Source organism: Ruminococcus flavefaciens (genome assembly GCF_900116855.1).
Classification (GTDB): domain Bacteria; phylum Bacillota; class Clostridia; order Oscillospirales; family Ruminococcaceae; genus Ruminococcus; species Ruminococcus flavefaciens_R.
In genome coordinates this window covers 43,157-60,223 of sequence record NZ_UETD01000006.1, presented here as the reverse complement: position 1 = coordinate 60,223, position 17,067 = coordinate 43,157, and the positions used below count along the sequence as shown (strand labels likewise).

Here is a 17,067-nt window from a genome sequence, read left to right as displayed (position 1 = left end):
TTGGATAACGAATATGTAAGGATAAAAGCGCTGAACGGTAAAGCGCTTGGTTCAGATGAGTTCAGGAAAGAATTCGGAATTGAATACGCTTATGTAGTCGGAGGTATGTATAAAGCCATAACTTCAGCCGAAATGATCGCTGTGCTGTCCCGGAGAGGCATCCTTGCCTTTCTGGGGAGCGGCGGTCTAAGGCATGAAGCTGTTTCACAGGAGATAAGCAGCATAAGGGAAAAGATATCCGACGGAGTTTTCGGTGTTAATATAATACATACTCCCAAAAATACGGAAGCAGAAGAAAAACTGATCGATCTTATGCTGGACAACGAAATACGCTTCATTGAAGCGGCAGCTTTTATAAGTGTTACACCGTCACTGGTAAAGTATAAGATAAAGGGACTCACAAGGAATGAGCATGGCGATGTTGTTTCAAGGAACAGGATAATGGTAAAGATATCCCGTTCTGAAGCGGCTGAGGTCTTTATGAGACCCATACCAGACAGTATAATATCAGAGCTTTTATGCCGCGGAGCGATAACAGCTTCCGAAGCAGATCTTGCTGCAGGCATACCGCTTGCCGATGCCGTAACTGTTGAAACCGATTCGGGCGGTCATACCGACGGTGGAGTAGCCTATGCGGTTTTCCCCAGTGTGATGTATTTGCGTGACCGGATCATGAAGGAATACAATTACAGATCAAAAATATATATAGGCGCAGCAGGCGGAATAGGCGATCCCGATGCGGCATCAGCGGCATTCATGATGGGAGCGGATTATATAATGACAGGCTCTGTCAATCAGTGTACAGCTGAGGCAGGGACAAGTGATATTGTCAAGGATATGCTGAGCATTGCAACAGTACACGATACTGATTATGCGCCCTCAGCAGATATGTTTGAGATGAATTCCAGATCACAGGTGCTTAAACGCGGAACTTTATACTGTGTCCGTGCCAAAAAGATATATGAGCTGTACAACAGGTATGACTCGCTTGAGAGTATAGACAGTCAGACAAGAGATATGCTGGAAAAGCGTATGTTCCATGATTCGCTGGAAAATGTATTTGCGGAGTCGGCGAGATATTATCCGATGTCGGTGATACAGAGAGCGGAAAAGGAGCCCAAGCTGAAGATGTTTATTGTTTTCAAGTCCTATTTTCACCGTTCATCAAAAGCGGCATTGAACGGAGATGAAAAGGATATATCGAATTTTCAGATAAACTGCGGCCCTGCAATGGGCGCGTTCAATTCATTCGTGAAGGGAACAAGGTTAGAAAACTGGCGTGATCGTCACGCGGATGAGATAGCTGTTCTTATTATGGAAAAGGCAGCAGAAAAGATGAACGAATTTTTCAGGGAAAGATTTATCGCCGGATAAGCAGAGATTTTGTTCATGCGCTTCATGCAAGAAGAAAAAGATTTTATCGGTATTGTTTTCAGAAGATCAGACCTTTAGGAGGAAATAAAGTGGTTAATGTTGGAATTGAGAAGATTGATTTTTACGGTGGAGCGTGTCAGATAGAGGTATCTGAGATATTCAGACAAAGAGAGCTGAATATTGACCGCTATGCTAACTTGCTTATGAACAAGAAGAGCGTAGGACTGCCTTTTGAGGATGCCGTTACAAACGGCGTGAATGCAGCTATGGGGATAATCGGAAGAATGACCACCGATGAGATATCAAAGATAAAGATGGTGATAACTGCCTCTGAATCCGGAGTGGATTTCGGGAAAAGTCTCAGCACATTCATATATGAATTTCTTCCTCTTGAAACAGATGTGCGTCTTTTTGATATCAAACAGGCCTGCTATGGATTGACAGCAGCCTTTAAGCTCGCAGCAACACATATATGTTGTTATCCTGATGAAAAGGTTCTGATAATTGGCACGGATATAGCCAGGAGCAGCAAGGAGGCAGGATATGGTGAACCGTCTCAGGGATGCGGCTCCATAGCAATGCTCATCAGTTCAAGACCTGATATATTCAGGCTGGATATAGGTGCTTACGGAAATCACAGTATGTCACTTTATGATTCCTTCAGACCCGACAGCCTGATCGAGATAGGCGATCCCGATCTGTCGCTTATGGCATATCTTGACTGCGTAGAGGGATCTTTTGTTTCATACACTCAGAAGGTAAAGGATGTTGACATAGAAAAGACCTTTGATCACTTTATTTTCCATGTTCCTTTCGGTGGACTTGTCAAGGGGGCACACAGAAGACTTGTTACTCTCGGCAGGGATATGAAAAGGAATGAGATAGAGTCCGACTTCAAAAAGAGAGTAGAGCCCTCTTTGAAGTTCAATTCACAGGTAGGCAATATCTATTGTTCGGCAGTATATCTTGCTCTTTGCGGACTTCTTGATTCTGTTGATATCATGAATGAAAAAAGGGTAGGAGTCTTTTCTTACGGTTCAGGCTCGTCCTCGGAATTTTACAGCGGAGTGATCACTCCCTTATCGGCAAAGAAAGTTAAGGAACTGGATATCCAGAAGAGGCTCGATCGCAGACATAAGCTTGAGTTTGATGAATATGAATATCTTCTGAAGGAAAACAGAAAGACCATTTTCGGAGCTGACAGCTTCGTAAATTCCTATGATAAAGAAAAGGATTATATGAAGAGAGCTGCTGAAGGACGCAAAATGCTTTGTTTGCGAAAAATAACCGATTACAGAAGAGAATACGAGTGGATATGATACAGGAAAAGGATGGCTGATTTATGAATCACGATATTTCTATCGTTGGTATGTCTATAAAGGTTCCCAATGCTGATAACATTGAGCAGCTCTGGGATATTATGAAGAACAAAGAGGTATGCACAGGAAAAATACCTGCGGATCGCTGGGATGCTGAAGCTCTTACTCCGGATGTGAACTGGATGGGATCAATAAAGGACTATAATGACTTTGATCCTTCATTTTTCAGGATCTCTCCGAGAGAGGCATGCCACATGGAGCCTCAGCAGAAAATGATCCTTCAGGAAGTCTGGCGATGTATCGAGGATTCAGGCATACCGCTGAAGGAGCTTCAGAGAAAAAAGACAGCTGTATATATATCATATTTCCTCATAGATAATAAGAATAATTTCCTTAAACGCGGTGATATACCCGAGAAATATGATCTGGCAGGCAATGTTGAGTGCAGTCTTTCAAACAGGATATCCTATTGCTTCGATCTCACAGGAGAGAGCCTGACTGTCAATACCGCTTGTTCGGGAGGACTTGTATGCCTGTATCATGCAAAGCGCGCTCTTGCTGAAAAAGAGTGTGATTATGCGATAGTTGGCGGAGTCAATCTTAACCTTGATGAGTGGAAGTATAAGTGCCTTGATCAGGGGCATATGCTCAGTCACGACGGAAGATGCAAGGCATTTTCCATAAACGCCAACGGCTATGTCTCAAGCGAGGGTGCTCTTGCCTTTTTACTGCAGAGAAAAGAGGATACCGAAAGAGATCATAATGATGCCTATGCAGTTATCAAAGGGGCGGCTGTCAATTACACCGGAAAAAGCTACAGTATAACCGCTCCCAAAATTGAGAGCCAGAGAAATGTCATTCTTGGCGCACTTGAAGATGCGGGTATGAATGCGGATGAAATATCATATATCGAGGCACACGGAACCGGCACGTCTCTTGGTGATCCTATTGAGATCGAAGCACTTACACAGGCTTTTCGCAAGTATACCGACAGGAAGAATTATTGCAATATCGGTACAGTGAAGTGCAATATAGGGCATCTTGAGCCTGCAGCAGGTCTGGCAGGACTTGCAAAGGTGGTATCGATGTTCAGGCACAGAGCTATCCCGCCTATCGTAGACAACGGAGAAGAGAACCCGATCATCGACTTTGAAAACAGCCCATTCAGGACGAATTATGAGACTGTGGAATGGAAGCAGGACGGACCTCTGACGGCAGGCATAAGCTCTTTCGGATTCAGCGGCATGAATTCTCATGTTATCGTTCAGGAATATGTATCGGAGCAGAAAGCCGATACACTTTCTGCTGCTGTGAACAATGATTTTATACTCAGTGCAAGAACAGAGAAGAGTCTGAAAAAAACTGTCAGAAAGTGGAAGGAAGCTCTTACAAAAAACGGAGAAGACTTTGATATAAATGATCTTTGCTTCAATGTACAGAACAGCAGATCAGATTTCAGGTACCGTATACATATCAAAGCCAAAGATATATATGAGCTGATAAACGGACTCGATTCAGCTGATATCTTTCATTCGGAGAATAGTGTTCCCGATGAGCTTGAGATTAATATGTACTTCCTGCCTTCATATGAAGATACAGATAAGCTTTTTGCAAGGTTTGAAAGTATACGCAGTTCATATAGCAGATACTGTGACATGATATCTTCAGAGACAGATATCTCTGACGGACCTGAAGCTGACCTGACCCGGCAGTTTGTACTTTCATACTGTATTTATGAAATGCTTCTCGATTCGGGAGTAAATGTAAAAAGGCTCAGGGCAGGAAAGGGCTCAGAGCTTCTCACAGCAGCTCTGGCAAAAGCTGTCAGCCTAAGCGAAGCTGTAAAAGTATATACAGGACGTATTAACGCGGACAATATTGATGTTTTCCCTCTTTCCATGGACATCACAGACGGTAATAAGATTTTTTATCATGATATCCATGTTGAAAAAGACAGGATACCAGAGCTTATAAACTGCTTTCGCAACAGCTTCGTACACATGAGTGAAAATGACCGCAGGATATCGGATAAGCTGTTATCAGATGTTAAAAAGCTCTATCATACACAGAATACCATAAAAAAGAATATTGATCTATGGAACGACGTTCTGACTGAGCATGATATACCGCTGACAGACTTTATCAACGGCAGTTATGATGTCAGGGATGCAGATGAGTGGTTCATCATCAATATAGTTTTTGCCGATGTTTATATTGAAGTTCTCAACAGGTGGAAGATAACCGACAGGCTCAGATTTGAGAATGCTGATATAAGGCTTATGAAATCGATGATAGCAGCAAAATGTCTGAATCGTTCTCAGCTTATTGAAGCAATAAAGGGCAATATTTCAAACGCTCCGGAATATATAGATATACCTGTGACAGATATATGCAGAGAAGAGCTTTCTGCTTTTGAAAACTATAATGAAAGAGACATCGTATCGTTTATTATGCAGAACAAGGACGAGAGATCATCATATGCCGTATCTGACGACATATGCAGCAGGATAAGAAATATGATCGCAGATCACTGGAAAAAAGGCATCGATATTGACTGGGAGCACATAAACAGTGGAGTCACATATAGGAAATATCATCTTCCTGTATATCAGTACGATTATTATGAGCCGTCTTTAAATGAAGAAGCGCCTGCTGCAAAAACTGCGGAAATAGATACAGAGAACGTGACAGTTGACGCTGTTAGCAGCATAGTAAGAGATATTGCTGCTGAAACCGTTTTTATGTCCTCTGATGATATAGATAACAACACTAATCTGAACGATTACGGATTTGAATCCCTTACCATAGCTGAATTCATCAAAAGGCTGAATGAGAGGCTCGGTATCTCTCTTACACTGCTCACATATTTTATGTACCCTACTGTAAACAAGATAGCGGGCTACATTTTCAAGGAATATGGTCAAGCGCTCAGTATTGGCGGCAGCAATGATCTTTCTGAGACAGCTGACAATAATGCCGCAGGGGATAGTCAGCTTGCCGACTGCCTTATAAAGGCTTTTTCGGATATCACAGGCATAGACGAGGAATACATAGAGCTGTCGAATGAACTCTCGGATTATGACCTTGATGCCTATAAGATGAGTCGTATCATTGAGATGATAAACAAGCATTGCGGCATTTCTGCAACTCCGCTGCTTTTTGCGGACTGTCTTACCATAAATGACATAATGGAAAGAGTTGGTGAATTATCTTCCGGTGTGGATAACGGAACCATAGATGAGACTGTTCACGTTACGCAGGAGGTCTGTGCTTCGCAAAGCAGGAAGATTGCCATTGTAGGAATGTCTTTGGCAGTTCCCGGGGCTGATGAAATGGACAGCTTCTACGGTTTGCTTGAGGAAAACAGGAGTGTTCTTGGTGAGGTCCCTTCAAGCCGATGGGACTGGGACAGCTTTTACGGCTCACTTGACGATAATTCTTCGTATAGAAAGCTGAAGTACAAGGCAGGCTTTATAGAGGATTTTGAGTTTTTTGATAATGAATTCTGGAATATTTCTTATAAGGAGGCACTTGTCACCGATCCTCAGCAGAGAGTACTGCTCGGTGCTGTACTGAAGGCTGTAACGGACGCAGGTATCCGGCTTGAGGACCTTGCCGGCAGAAAAGTGGGTGTTTTCACCGCTGCGACCACGGATGATTATTATTCTCTCGTAAGCGGCAACGGGCTCCTTTCCGATCCTAAACGTCTGACGGGAAACTATCATTGCTTTATAGCTAACCGTATTTCATTTATGTTTGATCTTCATGGTCCAAGCGAAAACATAGACACAGCCTGCTCAAGCGGCATTGTCGCCTGTCACAGGGCAAGACAGGCACTTCTTGATAAGGAGTGTGATATTGCAGTTGTTGCAGGTGTAAATGTTATAGCTATCCCCGAGACATTTCTTTCCCTTGAAAGAAGCAATATGCTTTCCGCTACAGACGCCTGCCATTCCTTCAGCAGTGAGGCAGACGGCTATGCAAGAAGTGAAGGTGCAGGCGTACTGATACTGAAGACTTATGACGATGCTGTAAAAGACGATGATCATATTTATGCGTCCATATGCGGATCTGCTGTTTCGCATAGCGGAAGGACAGGCGGTATAACGACACCTGATATCGATTCTCTTTCGGATGTCATTTATGACGCATGGAAGGATTCGGGAGAGTTTATCGGTGAAAACACATTTATCGAGCTTCACGGAACAGGGTCCGTAATAGGCGATTCCATTGAGTATACAGCTCTTGAAAGTTCCATCAGGCATATGGAGCATGACAGCGGAAGGACACTTGCGCCCGGAAGCGTGTTTGTAGGGACATTGAAGCCTGTTATCGGACACCTGGAGGCAGCTTCGGGTATCGTGGAGATAATAAAGGCTGTTGTCCAGATGAATAATGACACCCTGTTTGCAATAGGCGGACTGGAAGAGCTCAATCCCAATATATCCGAAAATGATCATAGCTGTATCGAACTTCTCAAAGCTCACAGGAAGTGGAAGAAGCATACTGACGAGCGTTTAAGGTGCGGTATTAATTCATACGGATTTGGCGGATTGAATGCACATATCGTACTTGAATCCTGCGACGGTAATATCTCTCTTGATACAGAGGTATATCCTCGGAATCTTTATCTGTATTCCGCAAAAAGCAGAGATGCGCTAATTGAACTGGTAAGGAGAAATGCGGAATTTTTACAGAGCGATGCGGATGTCAGCGGAAGAATAGACGATTATGCTTATACATTACAGTGCTGCTGTCAGCATTATACATACAGAGCAGCCTTTACAGCCGGCAGCAGGGAAGAACTTATAGGTAAGCTCATCGGTTACTGTAATAATGAGGTCGGTGAAAGAGAGATTTCCTGCAAAACATACAGCGCTGATGATATAGAAAGTGCGATTTCTGAAAGGAAGATCGACATTTTAGCGGATATTTGGCTCGGAAATAGCGGCAGGATCGACTGGAAAAGGTTATACGGCGGAGCTGAAAGAAACAGGGTAAGAGTTCCATCCTACCCATTTTCAAAGAAACGCTGCTGGCTGGAGCTAAGTTATAATCAAAGCGGAATATCTGATGATATCACCTTCACACAGACAATAGGCTTCAATGACAGTATAGTCTCCGATCATCTGGTGGGAGAGTGCCGTTATGTTCCGGCAGTGAATTATCTGCTGAACGTAGCAGAAAAGCTGAAAGAGGCATATCCCGATAAGTGCTTTGAAATGTGCAGTGTGCGTTTTATCATGCCTTGCATAGTAATGAAGGATACGGTTATAGAGTATTCCATCAACCTTGCTGGTAAGGGGGGCAGCTTTGTCGCAAAAGCTCCCGATTCGGATATAGTATACGCAAAGGGAGAGATAAAAAGACGAGTGGCTCCCGAAATGCTTCACGACTTCGGATCTGTCAGCGGTGACAGCATTTCAGCAGAGGCTCTCTACGAGCGCATAAGACAGAGAGGGATATACTATGGCGAGACTTATCGGAGGATAAAGAATGCAGTTGTTGGCAGTGATCGCTTTGAGGGCAGTATCGTCACAAGCAGCTGTGATACGATCGCAGAGCGTGCGGCATTATTTGATTCATCACTGCAAGGTGTATTTATGTATTTAGACGATATGTTCGTGCCTTTTGAAGCTGAGAGCGTCTATTTAGACCCCACAGTCAGTGCAGGCAGTTTCAGAAGCAATATGGATATATCACAGGATCATTATGATATAAGCTTCTCTGATGAGAGCGGAAGAACGGTTTTTGAAGTAAACGGACTGGTTATGAGACAGGCAAAGAAGGAGAGCTGCGGTATATTAACACCTGTATGGGAAAAGATCCATACCGACAGAGAGAATGCGGAGAGCGATCCCGAGAGGACGATAGCTGTGATGCCTGTGTTCTCGGAAAAAAACTTCGCAGTGCTGAAGAGCTACTATCATAACATAGGATATATATGCACTGATGATATAATAAATGGCAGTACGGAAGAATTTGACAGCACGGTAAGAAGAGTGATATTTGTCGTTCCCGAAGAAAGAAGCAGTCTCAGCTATCTTGCTGAAAGCTATAAGACGGACAAGACGGCAGTATCCTTCTTCAGACTTGTCAAGAAAATGATCGAAAATGAAATGGACGGCTGCGATATAAGCATTATGATCGTTACCCATTCGGCATTTAACGTCACAGGCTGTGACAGTATCGATCCATTTGGTTCGGATGTTATCGGAATGGCATTATCTGTCAGGAAGGAGATAAGCAACTGGCAGATCACCTGCTTTGATACAGACACATTTACCGAAGATACAGTCAGGGCAATGGAAGCAATAAACAGATATTCCTCGGGAGCGTCAGCGCTCTATGCTTTCAGAAACGGCGAAGTTTACATAAGAAAGCTTGAAAAGACGGATGTGCCCGATAAAAGCAGCATTGCTCCTTTCAACGAAGAAAGTGTTGTGCTTATCATCGGAGGAGGATCAGGCATCGGAGCTCTTACAGCAGCTCATATCGCCGACAGGTATCACAGCAGGATAGCTGTATGCGGAAGAAGGGCAGTGTTAAAGGATAAACCGGACTATGTCGATTATTATTCATGTGACATATCCGATCCGCTTCAGGTTGAAAGGCTTTTTGACGGAGTACTCCGGAAATACGGCAGGATAGATACGGTGATCCATTCCGCTCTTGTACTTGATGATTCAACTATAGCAAACATGACCGAGGAACAGCTCCTCAGAGGTCTTGCGCCAAAGACATCGGGTGTAATAAACGTTGTCTCGGCTATGAGAACTCATAATGCCGGGCAGTTAATAGTGTATTCGTCAGTGATGTCCTTTGCTAACTATGCAGGTCAGAGCAACTATTCCGGCGGAAGTGTATTTATCGACAGCTTTGCGGCATATGCTGCAAGTGAGCTGGGCATCAGATGCAAGGTATTCAACTGGGGTCTATGGTCACAGACAGGTATCGTCACAGACAGCTTCCATGTAGGAGTCATGAAAAAGAAAGGCTTCCTTGGAATGGAAAATGCTGAAGGCATGGAAATGCTTGAAGCCGGACTGCGCTGTACATACGGACAGATGGTAGTGCTGAAGCAGATAGGCTCAGGTGTTACGGACGAGCTTAATGATCACAGATATCCCGAAGCATATGCTGATACAGAAGATGGCGGATTTTCCGATTACCTTGCCGAAAGGCTTATTACCGCTGATAAGGTGAATGAACTTCTTGACTATAAGAGCAGGATAAAACATATTTCCGTAGCATTTGCGGACAGGATACTGAAAACAGTTGGGAATGCCAGTGCGGCTATAACAGGCAGGAATGCAAAGCTGCTATATAATGAACTCAGGGAGGCTGTAGAGGCAGACGGAGATATGCTGGATGCTATCACGGAAACAGGTGATGACTGCTATACAAGGCTGCTTGACAAGATAGAGGGCACCTATACGGATGTGCTTTATGGCAGGACCGCGGCTACCGAGCTGCTCTTTTCAAAAGATACCAAGCAGCTGGTCGCAGATATATATGGCAATAACGACATGGCCGATTACTATAACACTATAATAACCAGGGCGCTTCAGTATAAACTGCTGACATATCTTAGATCAGTCGGAATACCCGACAAAAAGATAAGGATACTGGAGGTAGGTGCAGGTACAGGCGGCACAACAAGACCTGTCGCCGAAGGACTTGAACCTTTCTCGGACTTTATCGAGTATTATTATACTGATATTTCTAAGAGTTTTGTACTTCACGCAGAGGAACGCTTTGGAAGATATGACTTCTTCAGATTCAGAACGCTGAATATGGACAAGCCTCTTGAGGGCGATCTGGCAAAAATGAAATTCGACTATGTGATATGTGCCAACGTGATCCATGCGGTTGCGGATCTTGATCTTGCGCTGGATAATCTCAACAGACTTGTTGACATTTCGGGAAGTCTTATACTGTACGAGATGACAGAAAAGCTTCTGTTCAATACCATCATATTCGGACTTCTTGATGGCTGGTGGCTGTACGAAAATGACAGGCGCAGGATAAATGGCTCGCCGCTGCTTACGAAGTATTCGTGGAAAACGGTTCTTGAGAAGCACGGCTTCGGCAATATCTTTTTCTACGGGGACAAAAGCGGTTCACGCAATATTGGTCAGAATATTATCATAGCCGAGAAATGCGGTGAATCTGCAGCTCCGGACATTTCTGCCGACGAGGTGCAGGAGCAGGTTATCGTAGATGACAGGAAAGAGGCGTTCAGAACAACAGATGATGTGATCTCAGGAGTAATAGGAATGATCGAGGGCGTAGTGCAGGAAAAAATATCCGATCCGCGAAAAACGTTTGTGGATTGCGGCATAGATTCCATAATGGCTATTGAGATAATAGAGAAGATCAATGCAGCCTTTGGTCTGAGACTGAGAGCGGTTGATATTTTCAAATACGTTTCTCCCTATGGACTTGCCGAGCACATAAAAGAGATAAAAAAGACAGATCCGTAAATATTTAAGAGGGTAATTAAATTGAATGATATCAACAGATTAATGGATGACCTATCCGACAAGAAGATAAATAAAAAAAATATATTGCAGTTCATCGGGAAAAACAGCGGCATATCAGATGGCAATACGAAAGGAGCCGAATCTGATGACAGGATCGCAGTCATAGGTCTTGCCTGCCGTTTTCCCGATGCAGACGATCATCGTCAGTTCTGGGACAATCTGCTGGAAGGAAAATGCTCTATCCGCGAGATAAAAAGGTGGGACGAAGAGGATTATTATTCAGCAGACAGGAACGCAGAAAACATGAGTTACAGCAAATGGGGCGGAATGCTTGATGATATAGCTTCATTTGATCCTGCTTTTTTCGATATCACCCCTGCTGAGGCTATAAAAATGGACCCTCAGCAGAGGATACTCCTTGAAGAGACATGGCACGCATTTGAAAATGCAGGATATTCCGACAGGGAACTCAGCGGCATGAAATGCGGAATATACGTTGGCATAGCTGACAGCTCATACGGAGATGTGTTGTCGGAAAACAATATTTCTGCAGATTCCTACCGGTGCATGGGACTGAATAATTCCATACTTGCCAGCCGTATTTCCTACTTTCTGAATATGAAGGGACCTGCCATAGCTGTAGATACTGCCTGCTCATCTTCACTTACAGCTATCCATCTTGCATGCAATGCATTATTGCAGGGGGACTGCGAAATGGCAGCAGCTTCGGGTGTTACCGTCTATTCATCGCCAAAGATGTATATAAATACCAGCAAGAACAATATGCTTTCCGAGAACGGAAAGTGCCGACCGTTTGACAAGGATGCAAACGGCTTTGTGCCCGGAGAAGGCTGCGGAGTCGTTATACTGAAAAGGCTGGGAGATGCAGTAAGGGATAACGATAATATCCTTGCAGTGATAGACGGCTCATGCATGAATCAGGACGGAAAGACCAACGGTATCATGTCACCGAATGTCATTTCACAGTGCGCGCTTGAAAAGGAAGTATACGAAAAATTCAACATACCTGTTGAAAAGATAGGATACTGTGAGGCTCACGGAACAGGAACAAAGCTGGGTGACCCCATAGAGATCGAGGCGCTTACCGAGAGCTTCAGGGAGCATACCTCCAAAGTCGGTTTTTGTTCTATAGGCTCTGTAAAAGCAAATATCGGTCATACTGTAGCAGCCGCAGGTGTCGCGGGAGTAATAAAGCTCATATGTATACTTAACAACGGCGTGAAGCCTCCCGAAATAGGCTACGATGAGTGTAATCCGTATATAGAGCTTGAGAGTTCGCCGTTTTACATCAATACGAAAGCAGAAATGTGGGAGGACAGAGCAGACAAGAAGTGCATAGTCAGCTCTTTCGGATTCAGCGGCACAAATGTACATCTTGTCCTTGAGGGCTATAATGCAAGCGAAAAAGGCTGTGAGCGGAGAAAAAGACTTTATGTATTCTCTGCAAAGACCGAAGCAGTACTCAAAAAGCTGCTGGGTACTTATGCAGACTGGCTTGATGGTCAGTCCGAGGATATTGCGGCACGGCTGGCGTATACCCTTATGTACGGAAGGAGTCATTTTCCTTACAGAGCTGCTTTCATTTGCTCAGATATCAGGGAGCTGAGAAGCAGCATAACAGCTTACCTTGACGAGATCAGCGCCGGGGATATGTGTTATTCTCAGAGTATGGCAGATGATGAAGCCGAGCAGCTTATCGACAGTTTATATGAGAGCGATTTCTCTGACGGTGATATGGAGAAAGTATACGGGATGTATCTTGACGGGTATTCGGGAAACAGGGGAAGGCTAAATGTCCGTCAGAGGATAGTATGTGCTCCTGGCTACTGCTTTGATAAGTCAGTATACTGGATAGACGGTAAAAAGGACAGATATAAAAATATATGTGTACTTGCTGAAAGACTTGTAAAGTCATCCGCGGATATGTCTGCGAGAGCTGATATCAGCAACGCAGTAGTTGCAGCGGCAGATAATAAAAAACCTGCCTATTGCAGGAACATTGCTGCTGTAGGTGAGGAATTCTTTGAACATACCTTTGAGTCGGACACTATAGTATTCGATAATGATGCAGATAAAACAGCAACAGATCCTGACACCTTGGTCAGGGAGCTTTTTGCAAGGATAAAAAAGGTCCTTTTAAACAATACATCAGGAAGCTACAGGATAATAAACGTATTCAGGAATGTTTCCGCAGGTACAGTTCCCGAGCTGGAGGCGCTTGACGGACTGAGCGTAACTGTCCGCTGTGAATACCCGCAGGTGTCAGTGAAGAATATCTTTACGGCATCGGAAGCTGCTGCTGCTTTATCAGACAGCTTGTACGAGGATATCTGCTGCGGCACTGAGAAGACAGTGTACTACAGCTCTCAGGGTGAGAGATATGTATATGATTACTATGATGCAGCTCCATCTGCTGAAGGTTACGTTTTTCCGAAAGAAAAGGGAAACTATATCGTAACAGGGGGAACAGGCGGCATAGGTTCGGAGCTGACAGCATATCTGACAGGGAAGCTTTGCGGTAATATCATAATACTCGGAAGAAAAGCGCTGGATTATGATACAGAGCATAAGCTTGAAAAAATGCAGTCTGATGACTGCAAGGCAGTATATATCAGCTGTGATATCACAGATGAGGAGTCGGTAAGAAAATGTGCACAGAATATTGCAAAATCTTTCGGTACTGTAAACGGCGTTATCCACTGTGCGGGTATATTCAGAAATAACTTTATCATCAACAAGAACGCCGAAGAGTTTGATACTGTACTTGCCCCTAAAGTAAGGGGAACGAGGCTGCTTCATCAATATTTCGGCGGAAACGGTCTGAAGTTCTTCTTCGTTATATCATCTGTGGCATCTGTCATTGGCAAGACAGGCCAGAGTGATTACACCTATGCAAACAGGTTCCTTGATCTGTTTGTCAGAGCCAAGTCAGCCGAAAACAGCAGCTGCAGATATGCTTCCTTCAATTATTCTTACTGGGAAAACATGGGAATGAAGCTTTCTGAGGATGATGCTGACGAGCTTATCAAGAAATATGGTATATACCCGTTCAGGGATTCAGAGGGAACGATGGCGTTTGAGTCAGCAATGAAAACTGCAAGCCTGAACAATTATATTGTAAAGACAAAGGATACATCGATCATCAAGGAAAGAATAAATGCATTTTCTTCTTTACACCGTTCAGATACATTGACAACCGAGTATTCTTTATCAGAAGCAGAGGATATAATAAGGCGTGTTCTATCAGAGGTCACAGGCTATGATATATCAATGTTCACCAAAGGTTTTGAGCTTGATGCCCTTAATCCGGATTCTGTCATCATAAACAGCTTCAATACCTGTATTGAGAAGTACTTCAGCGGTCTTCCGAAGACTATTCTGTATGAGAAGAATACTGTGGAAGAGATAGCTGAATATGTGATAAAGCAAAAAGCTGATCTCAGAAAGCATTCGGAATCTCATAATAATGACTGCACTGACGACGGCAGCGCCTCAGCACCTGCTGAAAAGGATGAACGCAGCACAAAGCTTGCAATCATAGGCATAAGCGGTAGATTTGCCTCAGCAGAAAGTGTCGGAGAACTGTGGCAGGCTGTACTTGGAGAAAAGTCACTGATCTCCGACCTGCCGACTGAGCGCTGGAAGGAGCACGAAAAGCAGCTGAAGCTTTTTGATGAGGAAATATACTGCAAGTCAGGCGGTTTTATGAATGATATATACGGTTTTGACACAGAGCTGTTCCGTATCTCGCCAAGAGAAGCGAAGCTGACAGATCCGCAGGAAAGAAAGTTTATGGAGGTGGTATTCGAGGCTCTGCAGGACAGCGGCTATAGCAGCAGGACACTGAGTTCCTCAAAGGTCGGCGTTTTTGTCGGCTCAACAACGAATACATTTTCTTCCTATGCCGAAAACAGCTGGACAAGCGGAAACTTCACAGCAGCCCAGTCAACTCCATGGTCAATATCCAACAGGATATCGTGGCTTTGCAATTTCCACGGTCCTTCAATGACTATCGATACAGCTTGTTCATCAGGTGCAGTGGCATTTCATACAGCCTGCCGGAGCATAAATAGCGGAGACTGTGATATTGCTGTGGCAGGAGGTGTGAATATATATACTCACCCATACAAGTATGCAGTGATGTGCAGAAAGCAGATGCTGTCACGGTCAGGAGTATGCTCTGCATTTGGCAAGGATGCTGACGGCTTTGTACCGGGAGAAGGTGTTTCGGCTGTTATAATAAAGAGGCTTGATGACGCAGTGAGAGATAACGATCATATCTATGCTGTTATAGAGTCCTCTGCAGTTAATACGGCAGGAAGGTCAAAGGGCTTCCTTGTTCCCGACATAAATCAGCAGGCAGAGGTCATAGAAAAGGCACTTTCAGACGCTGATCTTGTTCCTGAGGATATAACGTACATTGAAGCTCACGGGACCGGAACACAGCTTGGAGACCCGATAGAGATAGCTGCATTGAATAAAGTGTACCGCAGAGAAAGTCAAAGGAAGGATCTCTGCCCTGTAGGTTCTGTAAAGACCAATATCGGACATCTTGAAGCAGCGAGCTTTTTCGCGTCTCTGGCAAAGGTGATATGTATGATCCGAGAGCGGAAGATCGTGAAGACTCTGAACAGTGCAGAGATCAACACTAATATAGATATGGATAATACACCATTTTATTTCCCGCAGTCACAGACAGAATGGAATGCTGACAGAAACGGGCGCAGGATAGCTGCCATAAGTTCATTCGGAGCAGGCGGGGCCAATGTTCATGTGATAGTCAGTGAATACAACAGCATGAATAATAAGGGGCAAAACAGTCACAGTGAAAAAGAGTGGTTTCCGGTTTCTGCAGTCAGCAGCAAGAGGCTCATGACGTATTTAGCAGTTATCAGGGAACGGCTTGCAGAAAGCTCCTTATCACATATAGGATTTGATGATATCTGCTATTCGTTCAGAAGGAAGATGCCGGTACTTGATATATCAGTGGGAATATACGCTCATAGCGCAGATGAAGCTGTAAGAGTCATTGATTCGGTCATTTCGTCCGGCAGTGCAAGTGATGGAACAGTTTACTGTGAGGGCTTTGGAAATGAAGAAATTACAGCTGAGCTTGAGAAATGGAGAAAGGGCGAAAAACTCACAGGCGCCGGGTGCGGCATGGACCTTGTTGAGCTGCCGTTCTATCCTGCTGATAATATGATATACAGACCTGACAGCATAGTGCAGCCACGCCGCAGGAAATACGGCAGCAGTCACAGACAGCTCTCGGGGCGCAGTGTATACGGCATTGATCGCGGAAGGAGCTTTTGCGACGGAACAGTAAACATTTTTGAAGTGCTTGATATCATGGGAGATGTGTTATTCAGATATAGGGCCTCTGATGAAGCTTGCATAGGATCAGTTCGCTTTGCAGCGCCTACAGCTTTTGTGAATGCCGAGCATTTTGAGACAGAGATCTCTGAACACGATATAAGAGTTTATTTTGCAGAAGGCAGCACGAAGAATCTTTTCGCGGAGGCAGAGTTCTGTAATGCAGATGAGATCACCGACGGAGCCGAGATCAGCTATATCGCAGATGAGACGCTGCACAGTGACAGCGAAGTTCCGGTCTCAATATCGGTACATGATGCTGTTAGGAAATTTGTCAGAGCTCAGGCGCCTTCTGTGTCGGGATTTGCTGTTGCTTATGTCGAAAGCTGCATCATTTATGATGAGATATCAGCTGCCGATGAAAAGAATATACACATCGGACTTGTAAAAAGAGTATCCGATTCAAAATACGTTATCGATCTGAGGATCAGTGACGGATACGGGAGTACACTTATGAACATAAAGAGAATGTATCTGATCTGTAAGAGGTAAAA

The 17,067-nt window shown here is 44.2% G+C and carries 4 protein-coding genes; all 4 read left to right on the top strand.

The genetic code is table 11. The features are described from left to right. The 4 genes from DSZ37_RS07360 (at position 1) to DSZ37_RS07345 (ending at position 17,065) form a co-directional block, all read left to right on the top strand. On the top strand, positions 1–1,374 hold the full coding sequence (locus DSZ37_RS07360; protein WP_109726277.1) for a PfaD family polyunsaturated fatty acid/polyketide biosynthesis protein: 1,374 nt from the start codon (positions 1–3) through the stop codon (positions 1,372–1,374). A gap of 89 nt (positions 1,375–1,463) precedes the next feature. Then, entirely contained in the window at positions 1,464–2,693 is a 1,230-nt protein-coding gene (locus tag DSZ37_RS07355; RefSeq protein WP_109726276.1) for a hydroxymethylglutaryl-CoA synthase family protein, read from the top strand. A 23-nt stretch (positions 2,694–2,716) separates the two neighbouring features. Continuing rightward, positions 2,717–11,179 carry an SDR family NAD(P)-dependent oxidoreductase gene (locus DSZ37_RS07350; RefSeq protein ID WP_109726275.1) on the top strand — a complete coding sequence of 2,821 codons (8,463 nt, stop codon included), beginning with the start codon at positions 2,717–2,719 and terminating at the stop codon, positions 11,177–11,179. Positions 11,180–11,200: 21 nt separating this feature from the next. After that, the gene (locus DSZ37_RS07345; RefSeq protein ID WP_146198167.1) at positions 11,201–17,065 is read left to right on the top strand and encodes an SDR family NAD(P)-dependent oxidoreductase; all 5,865 of its coding nucleotides are present in this window, start codon (positions 11,201–11,203) and stop codon (positions 17,063–17,065) included. The last annotated feature ends 2 nt before the right edge of the window (positions 17,066–17,067 follow it).

Bases quoted from the DNA above. Each gene is read 5' to 3' on its own strand.
- DSZ37_RS07350 (WP_109726275.1), top strand. From the start codon at position 2,717: ATGAATCACGATATTTCTATCGTTGGTATGTCTATAAAGGTTCCCAAT.